Here is a 20,606-nt window from a genome sequence, read left to right as displayed (position 1 = left end):
AAGGATAACTATGAAACGTAAATTATTATTATGGGCGGCATGTATCGCTTCTTTCTCGCTATCAGTTTCAGCGTCGACAAACGATAAGATTATCCAAGAAAAGCTAGCAAAATATAATTTATCTGTTGAATCAATTAAGCCATCACCGATTGTTGGGCTGAATACAGTTGATACTTCTGATGGAATTATCTATGTAACAGATGATGGTAAATATTTATTGCAAGGTCCCATTTATGATTTAAGTGGTAAGACGGTGGTCAATATTTCTAATCAACCTTTAATGAAAAAAGTGGATGCATTAAAAGATGAAATGATCATCTTTAAAGCACCCAAAGAGAAGTATGTCATCACAGTATTTACAGATATTTCATGTGGTTACTGTAAAAAATTGCATGAATCAGTTGAAGAATTAAATGATAAAGGGATTACAGTTCGTTATTTAGCCTATCCTCGTCGTGGTTTAGAACATGAATCTGCAAAACAAATGGCTTCTATTTGGTGTAATGCTCTTCCGCAAAGTGCGCTGACAAAGGCTTTTAAAGGGGATGGGATTGCAATGATTGATGAATGTAAAATTGACCTTAGTAAACATATTAAGTTAGGCAAACAATTTAAAATGACAGGAACGCCTGCCATTATTTTACCTGATGGTCAGCTGTTATCGGGATATGCTAAACCTGATGACCTATTAAAAATGCTTGAACAAAAATAGTTAACTATTGTGAATATCGAAACTTTTTTACATCGAAGAAAACTTGCTGCTGATATCAGTGGGCTTGCAGGTTTTCCTGAAATATTGCAACGCGTTTATGCCCATCGCGGTATTACCGATCTTAAGCAATTAGAGCGTAAATCAGCTTACTTATTAGGCTATCAGAGTTTATCTGGGATTGATAACGCATTGATATTGCTCTATGAAGCATTAGAAAATCACAGTATGCTAACGATTGTTGGTGATTTTGATGCTGATGGTGCAACAAGTACGGCTTTGGCTATCCGTGCATTAAAAGCAATGGGCTATGCCAATCTTAATTATATTGTGCCAAACAGATTTGAAAATGGTTATGGTTTAACCCCTCTGGTTGTTGAAGAAGCTCATCGTCGTGGTACTGACCTTATCATTACTGTAGATAATGGTATTTCTTCACATGAAGGTGTTGATTTTGCACATCAATTAGGGATAAAAGTGATTGTGACAGATCACCATTTACCCGGTGAAACTTTGCCTAAAGCGGATGCCATTATTAATCCTAATTTGCCTGATTGTCAGTTTGCATCAAAATCACTTGCTGGTGTTGGGGTGACGTTCTATTTGATGTCGGCATTAAGAGCCAAATTACGTGCTGAAGATTGGTTTGTGAAGCAAGGTTTGAGCGAACCCAACCTTGCTGAATTACTTGATTTAGTTGCACTTGGCACAGTGGCTGACGTGGTTCCTTTAGATACAAATAATCGCATATTAGTCTACCAAGGGCTTAATCGGGTTAGAGCAGGTCGTTGCTGTGCAGGGATTAAGGCATTGATGGAAGTCTCTAAGAGGGAATGCAGCCGGTTAGTTGCCAATGATTTTGGATTTGCATTAGGTCCACGTTTAAATGCGGCAGGTCGCCTTGATGATATGTCAGTGAGTATTGAATTATTACTTACGGATGATATGGCTTATGCTCGCGAGCTTGCGAATGAGTTAGATGGTTTAAACCAATCTCGGCGTGAAATTGAAGCGGGCATGCAACAAGAAGCGGCGATACTATTTAATAAAATTGAATATAATGGCAGCCAACTTCCTAACGGGCTGGCCATTTACCATCCTGAATGGCATCAAGGTGTTGTGGGAATTTTGGCTTCAAGGATCAAAGAACAATATCACCGACCTGTTATTGCTTTTGCCCCTGCGGGTGATGGGCTATTAAAAGGTTCCGGTCGTTCGGTGCAAGGTGTGCATATGCGTGATGCATTGGAGCGCTTAAATACACTCCAACCTGGGTTAATGCAAAAATTTGGTGGTCATGCTATGGCGGCCGGACTCAGCCTTGAAGAATCTAAGTTTGAGCTGTTTAAACATCATTTTGAATGTTTGATGGCAGAAATTATTCAACCTGAGCAGTTAACAGGGATTATTTGGAGTGATGGCGAGCTGAGTCGCAATGAATTTACTTTAGAAATCGCTGAACTTCTTCGAAATAGTGGTCCTTGGGGACAGGCATTTCCAGAACCGGTTTTTGATGGACATTTTCAAGTATTGCAACAACGTTTAGTGGGCGAGCGACATTTAAAATTGATGTTAGAACCTGCAAATGGTGGACCAATGCTTGATGCTATCATGTTTAATATTGATATTCGCAGATGGCCAGATAATAGTATTAAACGCGCAAAAATTGCGTTTAAACTTGATGTGAATGAATTTCGTGGACAAAAAAATATTCAGCTGATGGTTGAGCATATTTGGCCTGAATAAGTTTGCCATTATACTTCACCGCACTTATGAGTGATTGATATTTGCAAGTGCTATAAACCTTGAAGAAATTCCGTTATAATCGACGGTTTGTGATGAATTCATTCTCTTTAACGACCCAACATAAGATATTGAAAAATGACGTTTGAAATAAACCCAGTAAAAAGTAAGATTCAGGACCTGTCCGACCGGACTTCGGTGCTTAGGGGGTATCTTTGACTATGATGCTAAGAAAGAGCGCCTAGAAGAGGTTAATGCTGAATTAGAGCAGCCAGATGTCTGGAACGAACCTGAAAAAGCGCAAGCATTAGGCAAAGAGCGATCTTCTCTTGAGGCGATTGTTGATACCATCGACCAATTAACGCAAGGGCTTGAAGATGTTGAAGGCCTTCTCGAGTTAGCTATTGAAGCTGATGATGAAGGGACTTTTAATGAAGCGGGTGATGAATTAGACCAACTTCAAGCTAAATTAGAGCAATTAGAGTTTCGCAGAATGTTTTCTGGTGAATACGATAGTGCTGATTGCTACATTGATTTACAAGCGGGTTCAGGTGGTACAGAAGCTCAAGATTGGGCAAGCATGTTATTACGTATGTATCTGCGTTGGGCGGAATCGAAAGGTTTTAAAACAGAAATCATCGAAGAGTCCGATGGTGATGTTGCAGGGTTAAAATCAGCAACGATAAAAATTATAGGTGACTACGCCTATGGCTGGTTGAGAACAGAAACGGGCGTACACCGTTTAGTACGTAAAAGCCCGTTTGATTCAGGTGGTCGTCGCCATACTTCGTTTAGCTCGGCATTCATCTATCCTGAAGTTGATGATGATATTGATATCGAGATTAACCCAGCCGATTTACGCATTGATGTTTATCGCGCATCAGGAGCGGGTGGTCAGCACGTCAACAAAACAGAATCAGCGGTACGTATTACCCATATTCCAACGAACATTGTGACACAATGTCAGAATGACCGTTCGCAGCATAAAAACAAAGATCAAGCTATGCGCCAGTTAAAAGCTAAGCTATATGAACTGGAAATGCAGAAAAAGAACGCAGATAAACAAGCGATGGAAGAGAATAAATCAGATATTGGCTGGGGAAGTCAAATCCGTTCTTATGTGCTTGATGATTCTCGTATTAAAGATTTACGTACTGGTGTGGAAACGCGTAATACGCAAGCCGTACTGGATGGTGATTTGGATAAATTCATTGAAGCTAGCTTAAAAGCTGGCCTGTGAGGAAAAAATGTCTCAACAGCAACAGGGTGTAGAACAAGCGCCTGATTTAAATAACGAACTAAAAACTCGTAAAGAAAAATTAGCGACTTTACGTGAAAAGGGCATTCCTTTTCCAAATGATTTTCGTCGTGAAATCACATCTGAAAAGATCCACGCGCAATATGATGATAAATCAGCTGAAGAGCTAGAAGATTTGAATATTGAAGTTTCTATTGCGGGTCGTATGATGACACGCCGCATTATGGGTAAAGCATCATTTGCAACTCTGCAAGACATGGGCGGACGTATTCAGATTTATGTTTCTCGCGATGATCTAGCGGAAGGCATTTATAATGAACAGTTTAAAAAATGGGATTTAGGCGATATTTTAGGCGCTAAAGGCCGTTTATTTAAAACAAAAACTGGCGAACTGACAGTTCATTGTCATGAAGTCCGTTTATTAACCAAAGCATTACGCCCATTACCTGATAAATTCCATGGATTGTCTGACCAAGAAACGCGTTATCGTCAGCGTTATCTTGACTTGATTGCCAATGATGAATCACGCCACACATTTGTTGTACGTTCCAAGATTTTAGCTGAAGTGCGTAACTTCATGGTGAATAAAGGCTTCATGGAAGTTGAAACACCAATGATGCAAGTTATCCCTGGCGGTGCAACAGCGCGTCCATTTGTTACACATCATAACGCGCTAGATATCGATATGTACTTGCGTATCGCGCCAGAATTATATTTAAAACGTTTAGTTGTGGGTGGTTTTGAACGTGTGTTTGAAATTAACCGTAACTTCCGTAATGAAGGCTTATCTCCTCGTCATAACCCAGAGTTCACCATGATGGAACTCTATATGGCGTATGCCGATTACCGTGACCTTATTGAGCTGACAGAAGAATTATTCCGTACGCTGACACAAAAAGTGTTAGGTAACCCAGATGTTCAGTATGGTGATCAAGAATTTGATTTCAGTAAACCATTTGCAAAATTAACGATGAAAGAAGCGATTTGCAAATATCGCCCAGAAACCAATATTGCCGATCTTGATGATATGGATAAAGCAGTTGCTATTGCTCAATCCATTGGGATCAAAATTGAGAAAAGTTGGGGATTAGGTCGTATTCAATGCGAAATCTTTGAAGAAGTTGCTGAAAGTCATCTGATCCAGCCAACATTCATTATTGAATATCCAGCTGAAGTTTCTCCATTAGCACGCCGTAATGATGATAATCCATTTATTACTGATCGTTTTGAGTTCTTCATTGGTGGTCGTGAAATCGGTAATGGTTTCTCTGAGTTGAATGATGCAGAAGATCAAGCAGAACGTTTTGCTGAACAAGTTCGCCAAAAAGATGATGGTGATGATGAAGCGATGTTCTATGACGAAGATTATGTCGTTGCATTGGAGCATGGTTTGCCACCAACAGCAGGTTTAGGCATTGGGATCGACCGTATGGTCATGCTATTTACAAATAGCCATACCATCCGTGATGTTATTTTGTTCCCTGCATTACGTCCTACCAAGGCTTAACTTTACGCCTCTATGCTCCCTATTACTCAGGTTTGTTCTTGATGTATTAGGGAGTATTTTTATACCGAAATTGATATTACACTTTCATTTAGTCAGTAAATATATTCAGTCAAAAATAGCGATTAGAAAGCCTATTCATTAATATAATTAGTGGCGAATTTTTGCGCAAATCTTTTTAGATAAATAGCCAGATAAAAAGTTGATTAACTATGGCATAAACCGATAGCCAATGCCTGTTTCGGTAAGTAAATGAATGGGGCGCGCGGGGTCATTTTCTAGTTTTTGGCGCAAATGTCCCATATAAATGCGTAAATAATGATTATGTTCAATATAGTTAGGTCCCCAAACTTGTAATAATAAATGGCGTTGGGTAAGCACTTTTCCGCTATTAGCCACTAATTCGCTCAGTAAACGAAATTCAATCGGGGTTAAATGCAACTCTTCACCTTGTTTAGTGACAATGCGATTAATAAAATCTACGCTGACATCACCAAACTGAAAAAGGGTATTTTCTTGGCTAACCTTACCAAATCGCCGTAGAGAAACCCGAACTCTAGCTAACAATTCACTAATACCAAAAGGCTTGGTTAAGTAATCATCTGCACCTGCATCAAGAGCGGCGACTTTTTGCGATTCATCTTCCCTTGCAGATAATACAATAATAGGAATGCTGCTCCATGTTCGTAAATCTTTAATTAGGTCAATGCCATCCCCATCGGGCAAACCAAGATCTAAAATTAATAAATCAGGTTTCCGAGTTCCTGCTTCAATAAGCCCGCGTTGGTAATTTTCGGCTTCAAAAACTTTCAAGCTTTCACCTTCCAGCGCAAGTCTAACAAAACGACGGATCTCTTTTTCATCTTCAACGATCAGGATTTGATGGGTACTCACAATATTTACGTTTCTCCTAAATTTCGCTCTCAATTTCAGGTAACTGTTTTAACGGTAAAATAAAATGAAAACTCGCGCCACCTTTATCATTATTTTGTGCCCAAATTTTACCTTCATGTAATTGGATAATAGCACGGCAGATTGCTAAACCTAATCCCACTCCGGGAATAGCAGACTCTTTCTGTGCCCGTGAGAACTTATCAAAGATCGTTTTTTCCTGTCCATCAGGAATTGCATTGCTCGCATCCCAAACTTCAATATGGATTTTTTGAGTACCTTCTGATTTTTCGATGCCAACTGGTTTTTCAATATAAGCTTTAATTCCGATCGGTGTGTCTTCACTGCTATATTTAACGGCATTTTCTAATAAATTAATCAGGACACGCTCAATTAAGTTAGCATCACAATAAAGTAATAAATCTGCTGGAATATCAATATCAAGGGGATGGCTGTGTAAAGTATAATCCAGAGTGCGCACGGCACTGCTAGTTATTTCTTGCAGTGATTCCCATTCTAAATTAGGTTGAATACTACCCGATTGTAGGCGCGCCATATCAAGCAAGTTATTAACTAAACGAGATGTACTAAGAACTTGTTGCCGCATTTTATCGACTTGCTCAGTAAATGGTGAATTAGCCGCAGAAAGGTTGAGCATTAATATTTCAGTTTGCCCAAAAAGTACAGTCAATGGCGTTTTTAAATCATGTGAGAGCGCAGCAAGTAAAGAATTTCGTAATTGTTCACGCTCAATATCCAATTTGGCTAATTCTGCTTGTTGAGCTAATTGGAGTCGTGCTAATGCTCCCGCAATCAACCCTGTAAAAGTTTGTAGCATGCGCTGTTGTTCTGGAATAAGTAGCTGGCGGATATTACGCGGTTCAATGGCAAGAACGGCCAATGTCTTATCTGCAGTTGTAATGGGCTGCAATTGATAAGGCACACTTGGTAAAGTATCTGTACCAGCACCCGCTGGTTGGCGTTTATCAAAACACCATTTAGCGATAGCTTTATCAATTTGTAGTGAGCTAAAACCTTGGCATTGTAATGGCAATAATTCGCCGTTTTCATTGGGCATTAATAAGCACGTTTTTGCTTGAAATGCATTATTGATAAAGTGATAACCTGTTCGGCCAATTTCTTCTGTATTAAGTGCTTGTCCTAACTCTTTTGTCATTTCATAAAGATGGCGGGTTCTTTGCTCTCGGTAGCGCGCGATCCGCGCCTGATAACGCATTCCTGCGGTTAAATTCCCTACCACCAAACCGACAATCAGCATTACAGTGAAGGTGATAAGGTATTGCATATCAATAATAGCAAGCGAAAAGTGGGGTTGGACAAAGAATAAATCAAAGCTGATGACGTTAATTAATGCAGCAAAAATGGAAGGGCGGCGGCCATAAAATAATGCAATTAATACCACACCAAGTAAATACAATGTGACAAGGTTTGCTTTATCAAGTGCCAGTAAAAATGCGCGAGAAAAGAGTGTGATAGCAGCACACATTACTATAGCGACTAAGTAGCCATTGATATCAGAACGCCATTTTTCTGCGAATGGTTTTCTTTCCGGCTCTTTATCCCAATCACTTTGCTCTTCTAAGGCGACAATAACCAAGTCGAGGTCTGGGCCTAATTTTCCTAGACGTTCGGCAAATCCAGAACGAAACTGAATTTTTGCCCATTGACGACGTTTATCGCGACGGCCGATTAATATCTTTCCTAAATTATGTTCACGGGCATATCTGAGGATCGCTTTTTCCTTTGACGGATCTGATAAAGTCGCTGTTTCAGCACTTAAGTTTTGGGCTAGACGAAGTGCTTTTAATATTGCGCGGCGTTTACCTTCAGGTAGTTGATGTAATGTTGGCGTTTCTACATATACGGCATGCCAAACACAACCTAATTTTGCAGCCAGTCGAGCTGCTGCTCGCACTAATTTTTCATTTCCTGCATGTCACCAATGCACAACAACAGTCCATCTCTGGTATGCCAAACAGGCGCTTGCCCTTTACCATCACGAAACTCACGCATTTGCCCATCTACGCGATCTGCGGTTCGACGCAAAGCCAATTCCCGTAATGCAATTAAATTACCTTTACGAAAAAAATGCTCAATAGCCCGCTCAGCTTGACCTGGAATATACACCTTTCCATCTTTAAGGCGTTGGCGTAAATCATCAGGCGGTAAATCGACCAATACGACTTCATCTGCATCATCAAAAATATGGTCAGGTACTGTTTCGCGTACACGAATTCCAGTAATACTGCCGACAACATCATTTAAACTTTCAATGTGTTGAACATTAATGGTGGTCAGAACATCAATACCTGCATCAAGTAACTCTTCTACATCTTGCCACCGTTTAGGATGGCGGCTGCCAGCAGGGTTACTGAACGCTAATTCATCCATTAGAATAATGGCAGGGTACCGAGCAATTGCGGCATCAATATCAAATCCTTGAAGCCGCCTGCCTCTATGATGAATTCGTCTTGGCGGTAAGATAGATAGACCTTCAAGTAGCGCAGCAGTATCTTCTCGCTCATGCGTTTCCACTACGCCAATTAATACATCAAGACCCTGTGCTCTAAGGCGCTGGGCTTCTTGTAGCATGGCATATGTTTTCCCCACACCAGCACAGGAACCAAAGAAAATTTTTAATTTGCCACGCCCATCTACATTGGCTTTTAGTAGAAGCTCATCCGGGTTTGGGCGTTCAGGGTCTTGATTATTCATACACTAATCTCAGTGAGTTTGACTATTTTTTTGTTGCTGGTATTCATCTAGGGCAATATTGAGTTTCAATACATTAACAACTGGTTCGCCTAAAAAATGAAATAATGCGTTGTCAGTTTGTGTATCAATAATTGATTTTACCTCGTCTAATGAAATCTGTCTGTTTTTGGCAATGCGTGGCGCTTGGTAAAGAGCAGCATCAATAGAAATGTGAGGATCTAATCCGCTACCTGAGGCAGTTAACAAATCAACTGGGATTGCTTGCCCGCTGTCTGGGTTTTGAGCGCGTAAATATTCACTGCGTTGTAAAAATATTTCAGTCAATAATGGGTTAGTGATGGCAAGATTGCTCCCGCCAGATGCTAAGGTATTATATGCACTATCCGCAGTGGCAGAAGGACGACCAAAAAAGTATTGGTTACTTTGGTAATTTTGGCCTATTAAAGCGGAGCCAATCACCTGCTTATCTTGCAGAATAAGAGAGCCATTGGCTTGCCACGGAAAAATAAGTTGAGAAAGTCCTGTTACCATTAATGGATAAGCAATACCGGTAATAATAGTAAGAGATAGCAACATGATCACAGCAGAACAAAACATTTGCATAATAAATTCCTTATAAACCAAACAGGCTGATGAACATATCGATGAGTTTTATGCCAATGAATGGAACAATCAACCCGCCTAAACCATAAATCCCTAAATTACGTTGTAATAATGATTGCGAGCTCATTGGACGGTAACTTACGCCTTTAAGCGCTAAGGGGATCAGAAAAACAATAATTAAGGCGTTAAAAATCACTGCGGATAATAATGCGGATGCAGGTGAGTGCAATTGCATAATATTTAAAGCGTTAAGTTGAGGCCAAGTCACCGCAAATGCAGCTGGAATAATGGCAAAATACTTGGCAATATCATTCGCAATACTAAATGTGGTTAGTGACCCTCTTGTCATTAGCATCTGTTTACCAATATGTACCACTTCAATTAATTTGGTTGGATTGGAATCTAAATCCACCATGTTGCCTGCTTCTTTTGCAGCTTGAGTTCCTGAGTTCATTGCGACAGCAACATCGGCTTGAGCAAGTGCAGGCGCATCATTGGTTCCATCACCTGTCATCGCGACGAGTCGACCTTCAGATTGATATTGGCGGATTAACGCAAGTTTGGCTTCTGGTGTTGCTTCTGCAAGGAAATCATCAACGCCAGCTTCCGCAGCGATAGCTGCTGCGGTTAAGTGATTATCACCGGTGATCATGACGGTTTTTATGCCCATGCTGCGCATTTGGGTAAAACGTTCTTTCATTCCGCCTTTAACAATATCCTTGAGCGCAACAACACCAAGTACGGCTTGGTTATCGACAACAACTAAGGGCGTTCCACCTAAATGGGCGACTTTTTCAACTAATTTGTCAGCTTCTGGTGGAAATTGACCGTGATTGGCTTCTACATAACGGCGGATTGCGTCTGCAGAACCTTTACGGATCATTCTCTCGCCAATATTCACACCACTCATTCTGGTTACGGCAGAGAATGGAACAAAAGTTGCATTCATTCCGTGAATATCCCGTTCGCGTAAATTGAACTTTTGTTTTGCTAAAACCACAATGCTGCGACCTTCAGGTGTTTCATCTGCTAAAGATGATAACTGTGCTGCATCTGCAAGTTGCTGCTCAGTTATCCCTGAAAGTGGTAAAAATTCAGAAGCTTGGCGGTTTCCTAGTGTGATTGTGCCCGTTTTATCCAACAGTAAAACATCAACATCCCCAGCCGCTTCAACCGCCCGCCCGCTGGTGGCGATGACGTTAGCACCTAACATACGGCTCATTCCGGCGACACCAATAGAAGATAATAAGCCGCCAATGGTGGTTGGAATTAAGCAAATAAGCAGGGCAATGAGCACTAATATGGATACCGCATTGCCAGCACCAGCATATTCGGAAGCAAACAAAGTCAATGGATATAACGTTGCACAAACTAATAAGAAAATAATTGTCAGCGCGGTTAATAAAATAGTTAATGCAACTTCATTGGGGGTTTTACGGCGTTGAGCACCCTCGACCATTGAAATCATTCGGTCGAGAAAGGTTTCACCTGGATTAACTGTACATTGAACAATAAGCCAATCGGAAAGGATGCGAGTCCCACCCGTTACAGAAGAAAAGTCACCACCGGATTCACGAATAACAGGAGCAGACTCACCGGTGATTGCACTTTCATCAACAGAAGCACCACCTTCAAGGATCTCGCCGTCACAAGGAATCGTTTCTCCTGCACGAATTAAAACAATATCACCTTTACGTAGTTTATCCGAGCTAACGATTTGTTGTTCAGCTTCTAATGAGGCACTCGCAAGAAGCGTTGCGCTACTTTGTTGTTTTACCCCTTTTAAACTTTGTGCTTGTGCTTTACTACGACCTTCAGCAAGTGCTTCGGCAAAATTTGCAAATAGGACAGTAAACCATAACCAAAGCGTAATCATGCCACTAAACCATGTATTGCCTTCAACATAGTTTGTTGCCATAGCTAGCCATAAAAGTGTTGTGATAATACTGCCGAGAAATACAACAAACATAACTGGATTGCGCCATTGTGCTTGTGGTGTACATTTTTTTATTGCATCGATAATTGATTGTTGAATTAACGTGCTATCAAATAATGGTGTTTTTTTGTTTGTCATTTTCTTAACCTCATTATGCCACTAACCAAGTTTGCAAATGTTCTGCGATAGGGCCGAGAGCAAGAGCTGGGACGAATGTCAAAGCGCCAATGAGAAGGATTGTTAGAATTAATAAGCCAATGAATAATGGACCATGTGTAGGTAAAGTTGCGGCACTTATCGCCTGAGGTTTTTTCATCGCCATTGACCCTGCTATAGCAAGAACGGGGAAAATAACGCCAAAACGACCTAAGAACATGGCAATAGCAAGTAATACATTGTAGAACGGGGTATTAGCACTTAATCCCGCGAAAGCGCTACCATTATTATTCGCCGCAGAAGAAAATGCATATAACACTTCACTAAAACCATGTGTTCCTGGGTTGAAAATGCCAGCACGGCCTGCATCTGTCATTAATGCAATGGTTGTGCCGATTAACACGAGGGTTGGCGTGACTAAAATGGCAATTGCGACCATCTTCATCTCGCGGACTTCTATTTTTTTACCCAGATATTCTGGTGTACGTCCAATCATCAGACCTGCTAGGAAAACGGCAAGCAACACAAAAAGTAACATGCCATAAAGACCTGAACCAACACCACCAAAGACAACTTCACCAATTTGCATTAACCACATTGGCAGCATGCCACCGAAGGCGGTAAATGAATCAAGCATTGCGTTAACGGCTCCACAAGAAGCTGCTGTCGTCACCACTGCAAAAAGTGCTGAGCCAAGAATACCAAACCGGCTTTCTTTACCCTCCATATTGATGCTGCTATTCGTTATATCGAGTAGGAATGGATTTCCTACATATTCCGCTTGAATAACGACAATGGCTGCGATAACAAAAATAATTGCCATTACCCAGAGTAAAGCATGTCCTTGTTTGTTATTGCCGACAGTACGGCCAAATGCAAAACATAAAGACGTTGGGATTAGGAATATTGCTAACATTTGTACAAAGTTACTTAATGCACTTGGATTCTCAAATGGGTGAGAAGAGTTAGCACCAAAGAATCCGCCACCATTAGTTCCTAATAATTTAATTGCTTCTTGTGAAGCTACAGGACCCATAGGTAATAATTGCGATGTGCTATCTAAGTTATTACTCAAGATATAAGCAGAGAAATTTTGAATAACCCCTTGTCCAACAAAAAAGAGTGCAAAAATAACGGATAGAGGTAGCAGTAGATATAATGTAATTCGCGCAATATCAACCCAAGCATTGCCAAGGGTTTTACTGTTATGGCGTGAAAAAGCACGAATAAGTGCAAAGACTACTGCAATACCTGTTGCCGCAGATAGGAAGTTTTGAACAGTGAGACCAACCATTTGGCTAAAATAGCTGAGTGTATTTTCACCGCTATAAGCTTGCCAGTTGGTATTGGTTATAAAACTGATGGCAGTGTTGAAAGCCAAATCCCAATTCATACCTGCAAGTTTTTGTGGATTTAACGGCAAACTACCTTGAAATATCAGGATGGTGAATAATAAAACAAAGCCGAGTAAATTAAATAATAGAATGGCAAAAGCGTATTGCAGATAATTCATTTCTGCCATTTCACGCCCAGTTTGTTTAGCACCAGCTAAACGCCATAATAATGACTCAGTTTTTAAAATATAGCGTGGAAGATCGCCTTCAATTAAACAGGCAATTATATTTCCTAAAGGTTTAGCCAATAAGAATAAGATGAGTAAAAAGCTGCCTATAAGTAAAAAAGCATTCATGGCCATATCAGAAATCCTCCGCATGAAGCAGGGCATATATCAGATACACCAGCAGTACAACAACGAGAACTGCCCCAATAATAGAAAGTAGTGACACAGTATTTTCTCCTTAGTTCTTTCATAGAGGTAGGGTAGGTACTTTGTTGTAAAGAAGCTGATAAAAAGACTGGCAACAGTGTAAAAATAATATAAAAATGCAGTTCAATATCGAGAATTGGGGGGAATTCAAATTGCAGAATGATGAATGGCAGTAATTTGAACGTGTTTACCTCTATTAAGCTTTCAATTTTTGCGTAATGTGGAAGATTAACTTGTTTTTTTGTGTATTATCTAATTGTGATGTTAAGTTTATTTTGTGATGAAGTTATATTTACTATTAATGTTTTAGTTTGCAGTAACTTCTTATGAGTAATAATTGAATAAGTTTTAGTGATTATATAAAAGAAGATAAATGATTATCTTTAATTAATATTAGGTGTATTTTAGGTATAAAAACGTAGTTTCTAGTAAAGCCATACTATTTTTATCAAATAGCTTGCACCTTTGTCTTAATGATGAAAAAGGTTATGCTGCTTTTATCAAAAGTGCTTAGTTGTTATGAAAAGTGATAACGAAAAGAGGTATATAAGGTTAATTCTTTAAAACGTAGCTAATCTAATAAAATATTAATCGTGATATACTCAATATAAGGGTTTTTTGTTGCGTTTTATATCGACGTTATATAAGTGTTTAACAGAAATAATTTTATTGATAAGTATTAACTGATGTTTTTTTATTATGTTTATTTAAGATCTTAATGGATATTTTTTTATTTTATCGAGAATAAAAATAGTATAGAGAGTGTTGAATTAGTGTTAATATTAAAACAATTAACCTAAATTTATGGGATGATTCTATTTCTAGATTAGGACTTATAGAAAATAACTAACTTTTAGCTTACACTAGGTTTCTTGGATATCATTATAATAGCGAAGAAAAAGTGCTGGTAAGGTAACTATATGTTTTTAAATGATAAGTTTTTTGTTGCGTCTTTGCTCATAGCAAGTACGGCTGTTCTTTCGGGGTGCTCTTTAGGTTTTAACAATACTGAAACTAAAGAAAATAAAGTTTCATCTGTTACATCTACACCTCCTGCTACACAAACACAAGTTCCGACTCAAAACTCAGCGGCTATGAACTATTCATATGCAGAGTCTCAAGCTGTTTTGAACACAGCAATGAGTAAACCGCCAACGGAACAAAAAGATTTTGATTTAAATGAATCTAATAAAGAGTCATTTAAAAACTTAAGCACTTGTATAAAAGAGCTGAATGCACTGAAAGCATTATCACCAAAAGATTACAACCGCCTTGTGGGATCTTTTAAAGAAGTGAGTGATATCAATCAGCTTTATAAACAAGTTGCTACTACAGCAAGCCCAGATACGATTGAATTACTGCAAATGGCAATTGAGGCTAAAACCAAAGTTCTCTGTGCCAAGGTTCGCTATAACTCCGTTTTATCTACCGAATCAACATTAGAAAAAATTAGTGGATTATGAGAATTAACCTAAGACTTTGTATATCTCTGGCTCTTTTTTCGGCTGCTTTTAGTCAATTTGCTAAATCGGATAGCTTTAATCATGTCATAGATGACTTTGATGTTTACCTTGAGCTTGAACAAGAAGGCAAATTGCCTAACGAAAAACCATTGGATATTCAAAATCAAGGGTACGATGCATTCTCTAGTCTACCTTTTGCACCTGAACCAAAAGGAAAGTCTCGGACTTCTTCTTCTTCTTCGGGTAAAAAAAGTGATGGGAAAACGAAAACTTCGGGGAGTTCATCCTCGACAGTAACAAATACCACTAATAAACAGACTCAGCCTAAAACGACGGCACCCGTTACAGATAGCAAAGTAGCACCTCCTACTTTGTCTGAATGTCGGTTACCTGATAATGTTGTTGGGCAGCAAACTTATCCAGCATATCAGTCTTTGCTATTATCATCATATCCATATCTATTTAATGCTAACCAGTGGCATCCTCAGTATTTATCAAAAGATTTCGATAAATACAAAATAGTTTTGAATCTATTAGGATTATATTCACCTGAGTATTCAGTGAGTAAAACTGAAAATACAACGGCTTATTTAGAGCAGTTGGCCAATCTGTTAAAAGAGCAGCAATCAACAGATTTGTTTAGATTTGGAATTGCTCAAGGTGTAGGGCAACTTATTGCCTATCACCAACTATTAACAGATAGAGAATTAGTTGAAAAATTAATTGCGCATAATAAGAGTGTCGCTGAACTTAGTCATATTATTGCGGATAAACAATTTGAAATAGAACGTATCAACAATGAACTTGAAGCGAATAAAAGCCAGATGGCTTTATTACAAGAGCAATTAAAAGAGACTCAAGATCAAGAATCCATTGCTTTACTGAGCAATGAATTAGCGTTGGCTAAAAATACGTTAACTGAAAATCAAAATAATATAGAACAGCTGACTTCACAAAACCAATTGGCTCAGCAATCTATTCAGGAATTAGAAAATCAGCTAAAAGACAGTATAAATGCACGCATACTTGCAGAAAAACAATTAGCTGAAAAAGATAAACAACTTGAATTGGCGCAACAACAATTTGAAGAGGCGCAAAGCCGTGTTGAACAACTTATTCAGCAAATTAACCAGTTAGAAAGTGATGCTAAAGAGCAGATGGAAGTTCTTGGTAAAAATAATGATGAACAACTAAAACTGGCTAATGCAAGTTTAGCTGAGCAGCAAGAATTATTGAAACAAAAAGAGTCAGCTTTACAGGCCGCGCAAGCGGAAAGCCAAGCAAGTCAGGAAGCGTTAGCGAAACAGCAAGAAGCGGCTAAATTGCTTGATCAACAAAATCAGCAACTACAAGCCAAACTGAAAGAAAATGAACAACATATAGCTAAATTGGAAACAGAGCTAACGTCGCAAACCGCGCAAGCTGAGCAGAAAAAAGCGTTAGAAGCGGAGCTGAAAACGGCTCAGCAACAGCTGCAAGCGCAAAAAGCCGAGCAAGACGCGCTGGCGAAACAGTTTGCGGCCAGCCAATCTGCACAGCAACAGTTAGAAGCCACCTTAGCCAAAAACGAACAAAATTCCACCACTTATCAACAGCAGCTTGAGCAAGCAAAAGCGCAAGTTGAGCAATTGCAGCAAGAGATCGACAAACAAAAACGTCTGATGACGCAAGAAACGGATGCGAAAGTTAAATCCTTGACGGACGATCTTGCGCAACAAGTGGCTTTATTGAAGCAAAAAGAAGCCGACTTGCAAAAAGCCCAAGCCGCAAGCGCTGAGAAACAAGACGCCTTAGCCAAACAGCACGCCGCAGCGCAGCAGTTTGAGCAACAAGCTCAACAATTGCAGGCCAAGCTAAAAGAGCACGAACAGCAAACGGCGAAACTGGAAAGCGCACTGCGCGAACAAACCGCGCAAGCTGAGCAGAAAAAAGCCTTAGAAGCGGAACTGAAAGCGGCACAGCAACAACTGCAAGCACAAAAAGCGGAACAAGACGCACTGGCGAAACAGTTTGCGACCAGCCAATCTGCACAGCAGCAATTAGAAGCCACTTTAGCGAAAAACGAACAAGGTTTTGCCACCGCGCAGCAGCAACTGACTCAAGCCAATAATACCGTGGCGCAGTTACAGCAAGAGATCGACAAACAAAAACGTTTGATGGCGCAAGAAACGGACGCAAAAGTCAAATCCTTGACCGCTGATCTTGCACAGCAAGTGGCCTTGTTGAAGCAAAAAGAAGCCGACTTACAAAAAGCCCAAGCAGATAATATGGCTGCTCAAGAGGCACTGGATAAATTACAAAAAGCTTCTCTTGTCGAGCAAAATAATCAAGCTGAACAGAAGAAAAAATTTGAAGCTGAGTTAAAAGCGGCCCAACAACAAATCCAAGTGCAAAAAGGTGAGCAAGCCGTATTAGCGCAACAATTTGCGGCTAGCCAATCCGCACAGCAGCAGTTAGAAGAAACCTTGGCAAAAAATAAGCTTGATTTCACGGCAGCTCAAGAGCAGTTAACACAAGCTAAAGCACAAGTCGGGCAACTGCAACAAGAAATTGATAAACAAAAACGCGTGATGGCGCAAGCATCAGATGCGCAGGTCAAATCATTGACCGCTGATCTTGAAAAGCAAGTCGCGTTATTGAAGAAAAAAGAAGCTGATTTACAAAAAGCGGTGGCATCTAGCAAAGAGACGCAAGAAGCCTTAGCCAAACAGCAAACTGCAGCGAAACAGCTTGAGCAACAAGCCCTACAGATGCAGGCCAAGCTAAAAGAGCACGAACAACAAACGGCAAAACTGGAAACCGCACTACGCGAACAAACTACGCAAGCAGAGCAGAAAAAAGCCTTAGAAGCCGAGCTAAAAACGGCTCAGCAACAACTGCAAGCACAAAAAGCAGAACAAGCGGCGTTGGCTAAACAGTTTACGGCTAGCCAAACAACCCAGCAGCAGTTAGAAGCGTCTTTGGCTAAGGAAAAGCAAAATTATACGCTTGCTCAGCAGCAACTAACGCAAGCCAACGATGCAGTAGCTAAGCTACAGCAAGAAATTGACAAGCAAAAGCGTGTAATGGCACAAGCATCAGATGCTCAAGTGAAATCACTAACAGCTGATCTTGATCAGCAAGTGGCCTTGTTGAAGCAAAAAGACGTTAATTTACAAAAAGCGGAAGAGGCTTTAGCGAAACAACAAGAAACTGCTAAACAACTTGAGCAGCAAAATCAGCAGCTACAAGCTAAGCTGAAAGAGCATGAACAGCAAACCGCAAAATTACAAACTTCATTGAATGAACTGACGGCATTGGCTGAGCAGAAAAAAGCCCTAGAAATTGAGCTAAAAACCGCACAACAACAATTGCAATCTCAAAAAACAGAGCAAGCGACACTGGTAAAACAATTTACAGCTAACCAAACAGCGCAGCAGCAGTTGGAAGCAGCTTTAGCAAAAAGTGAGCTTAATTTTGTCACCACAGGTAAACAATTAGAGCAATCTAAGGCGCAAGTCGAGCAGTTACAGCAAGAAATCGATAAGCAAAAACGTGTGATGGCGCAAGCATCGGATGCTCAGGTCAAATCATTGACCGCTGATCTTGAAAAGCAAGTCGCGTTATTGAAGCAAAAAGAAGCCGACTTGCAAAAAGCCGAAGTGTCTAGCAAAACGACTCAAGAAACATTAGCCAAACAGCAAGCTAGTGCGAAACAACTCGAACAGCAAAATCAGCAGTTACAAGCCAAGTTGAAAGAGCATGAACAGCAAATGGCGAAATTGCAAACAGCAATCAGCACCCAAACAACGCAACTTGAGCAGAAAAAAGCCTTGGAAACTGAGCTAAAAGCAGCTCAGCAGCAATTGCAAACGCAAAAAGCGGAGCAAGCAGCGTTGGCTAAACAGTATGCAACGGGGCAAGCAGCACAGCAGCAGTTAGAAGCAACATTGGCGAAGAATGAGCAAGGCTTYGCGACRGCGCAAAAACAGTTAGCCGAATCGAAAGCRCAAGTTGAGCAGCTGCAACAAGAGATCGACAAGCAAAAACGCCTGATGGCACAAGAAACYGATGCAAAAGTCAAATCWYTRACSGCYGATCTTGAAAAACAAGTCRCRTTATTGAAGCAAAAAGAAGYKGACTTGCAAAAAGCYGAAGTGTCTAGCAAAGCAACGCAAGAAGCATTAGCCAAACAGCAAGACAGTGCGAAACAGCTCGATCAGCAAAATCAGCAGTTACAARCTAAGCTGAAAGAGCATGAACAGCAAATGGCGAAATTGCAATCAGCATTAACAGCGCAAACTGCACAAGCTGACCAGAAAAAAGCCTTGGAAGCCGAGCTAAAAGCGGCTCAGCAGCAATTGCAAACGCAAAAAGCAGATCAAGCAGCGTTGGCTAAACAGTATGCAACGGGGCAAGCAGCACAGCAGCAGCTAGAAGCAACGTTGGCGAAGAATGAGCAAGGCTTCGCGACAGCGCAAAAACAGTTAGCCGAATCGAAAGCACAAGTTGAGCAGCTGCAACAAGAGATCGACAAGCAAAAACGCCTGATGGCACAAGAAACTGATGCAAAAGTCAAATCATTAACGGCTGATCTTGAAAAACAAGTCACGTTATTGAAGCAAAAAGAAGCGGACTTGCAAAAAGCTGAAGTGTCTAGCAAAGCAACGCAAGAAGCATTAGCCAAACAGCAAGACAGTGCGAAACAGCTCGATCAGCAAAATCAGCAGTTACAAGCTAAGCTGAAAGAGCATGAACAGCAAATGGCGAAATTGCAGACGACATTAACAGCAAAAAATAGTGAACTTGATCAGAAAAAAGCACTTGAGGCTGAACTAAAATCGGTTCAACAACAGCTGCAAACTCAAAAATTGGAGCTTGAAAAACAAGTTAAAGAACGCGAATTGAAGCTAACTCAATTGGAAAGTGATATCACTAAGCGAGATAAGAAAACCAGTGATGTTGAAAAACAGTTAGCGGATGCGAATAAACAAATTAGCGCATTAAAACTTGATGCTCAAAAATTAAAAGTGCTTGATAGTCAATATCAAACACAAAGTTCAGAGCTTGATAAGTTGAAAAAGCAACAAGCCGATAGCGTGAAATTACAGGCAGATTTAGCTAAAGCGCAATCAGAACTGAAAAAACTACAGTTTGAGTTAGAACAACAAAAATCACTATCAACAGATGCGGCATTAAAAGCGCAAATTATGGATCTCAATAAGAAGGTTATGGCCTTACAAGATGAGAATGATAAATTGAAAGCGAAAACTGCGCCTAGTAGCGGTGGTGTAAGTAGACCAATAGTTAAACAGCCTTCAGCAAAAGATCTGGATAAAATTGCCTCAGAAAATGAGACGCGTAATAAACAAATTATTGCAGATATTACTAAGCAAAAATATTCTAAACTGGATGCTTATACTTACTATAAAGTCATACAAAAAGGTAAGCCTATCTCGAATGTGAAAAATAAAAATATCACATTTATTATGAGAGAGCAGCTAACAGATGGAACTGTGACTGTGATGTACACGGATAAAAACCCAGTAACATTGCCTTATGCAGAGTTACCAGTTCCTCTGAACTCCTTTATTGAAAAAGCAGGGGAAGGTGGAATGGTCAAAGTCTATATTAAGCCTGAAGGTGGTTACGGTGTAGAAGGTATTCCAGGCCAAGTTCCGCCAAATTCAATGTCAATTATTGATTTGAAGATAATCGGTGCTAAATAACTTGCATTACCTAGTTTTTATCTAAATTAGATAATTTATCCGATATAAAACGCCCGATAAAGCCTATCGGGCGTTTTATTATTCAGCCATTTATTATGCTGAACATTGCTGAATGTATACGAATATGCCGG

At 40.1% G+C, this 20,606-nt stretch carries 10 protein-coding genes and 1 pseudogene; 6 read left to right on the top strand and 5 right to left on the bottom strand.

The window, feature by feature from the left end:
- Window positions 1-10 precede the first annotated feature (10 nt).
- The 4 genes from dsbC to lysS all read left to right on the top strand — a co-directional run bounded on the left by dsbC (window position 11) and on the right by lysS (window position 5,217).
- Window positions 11-712 carry a bifunctional protein-disulfide isomerase/oxidoreductase DsbC gene (gene dsbC / locus OO7_RS12805; protein WP_008916346.1) on the top strand — a complete coding sequence of 234 codons (702 nt, stop codon included), beginning with the start codon at window positions 11-13 and terminating at the stop codon, window positions 710-712.
- A 9-nt stretch (window positions 713-721) separates the two neighbouring features.
- The gene (gene recJ, locus OO7_RS12800; RefSeq protein ID WP_008916345.1) at window positions 722-2,455 is read left to right on the top strand and encodes a single-stranded-DNA-specific exonuclease RecJ; all 1,734 of its coding nucleotides are present in this window, start codon (window positions 722-724) and stop codon (window positions 2,453-2,455) included.
- 135 nt (window positions 2,456-2,590) lie between these two features.
- Window positions 2,591-3,692, top strand: a protein-coding gene (prfB, locus tag OO7_RS12795) for a peptide chain release factor 2 (RefSeq protein WP_156823150.1) whose coding sequence is annotated in 2 segments (ribosomal slippage) — window positions 2,591-2,668 and window positions 2,670-3,692 — 1,101 coding nt in all. Because the reading frame shifts where the segments join, the coding sequence is not laid out codon by codon here.
- Window positions 3,693-3,699: 7 nt separating this feature from the next.
- Window positions 3,700-5,217, top strand: a complete 1,518-nt coding sequence (lysS, locus tag OO7_RS12790) for a lysine--tRNA ligase (protein ID WP_008916343.1) — start codon at window positions 3,700-3,702, stop codon at window positions 5,215-5,217.
- Between the two features lie 207 nt (window positions 5,218-5,424).
- Here the strand turns inward: lysS and kdpE are convergent, their stop codons facing one another.
- The 5 genes and pseudogenes from kdpE to kdpA all read right to left on the bottom strand — a co-directional run bounded on the left by kdpE (window position 5,425) and on the right by kdpA (window position 13,232).
- Window positions 5,425-6,108, bottom strand: a complete 684-nt coding sequence (gene kdpE / locus OO7_RS12785; protein ID WP_008916342.1) for a two-component system response regulator KdpE — start codon at window positions 6,106-6,108, stop codon at window positions 5,425-5,427.
- A gap of 16 nt (window positions 6,109-6,124) precedes the next feature.
- Window positions 6,125-8,841, bottom strand: a pseudogene (gene kdpD, locus OO7_RS12780) (two-component system sensor histidine kinase KdpD).
- Between the two features lie 9 nt (window positions 8,842-8,850).
- Window positions 8,851-9,444: a potassium-transporting ATPase subunit KdpC gene (gene kdpC / locus OO7_RS12775; protein WP_008916339.1), complete on the bottom strand. Its 594-nt coding sequence runs from the start codon at window positions 9,442-9,444 to the stop codon at window positions 8,851-8,853.
- A gap of 10 nt (window positions 9,445-9,454) precedes the next feature.
- Window positions 9,455-11,518 (bottom strand): potassium-transporting ATPase subunit KdpB, encoded by a 2,064-nt coding sequence (gene kdpB / locus OO7_RS12770; protein WP_008916338.1) that lies wholly within the window; start codon window positions 11,516-11,518, stop codon window positions 9,455-9,457.
- A 13-nt stretch (window positions 11,519-11,531) separates the two neighbouring features.
- Window positions 11,532-13,232 carry a potassium-transporting ATPase subunit KdpA gene (kdpA, locus tag OO7_RS12765; protein ID WP_008916337.1) on the bottom strand — a complete coding sequence of 567 codons (1,701 nt, stop codon included), beginning with the start codon at window positions 13,230-13,232 and terminating at the stop codon, window positions 11,532-11,534.
- 992 nt (window positions 13,233-14,224) lie between these two features.
- On the opposite strand from kdpA, the gene OO7_RS12760 reads away from it, so the two are divergent.
- Together OO7_RS12760 and OO7_RS12755 are read left to right on the top strand one after the other, a co-directional pair.
- The gene (locus OO7_RS12760) at window positions 14,225-14,767 is read left to right on the top strand and encodes a hypothetical protein (protein ID WP_008916336.1); all 543 of its coding nucleotides are present in this window, start codon (window positions 14,225-14,227) and stop codon (window positions 14,765-14,767) included.
- Entirely contained in the window at window positions 14,764-20,475 is a 5,712-nt protein-coding gene (locus tag OO7_RS12755; protein ID WP_008916335.1) for an FKBP-type peptidyl-prolyl cis-trans isomerase, read from the top strand. The genes OO7_RS12760 and OO7_RS12755 overlap by 4 nt, the downstream gene beginning before the upstream one ends.
- Window positions 20,476-20,606: the final 131 nt, after the last annotated feature.

The organism is Providencia sneebia DSM 19967, from assembly GCF_000314895.2.
Classification (GTDB): domain Bacteria; phylum Pseudomonadota; class Gammaproteobacteria; order Enterobacterales; family Enterobacteriaceae; genus Providencia; species Providencia sneebia.
This window is presented reverse-complemented; position numbering and strand designations above follow the sequence as displayed.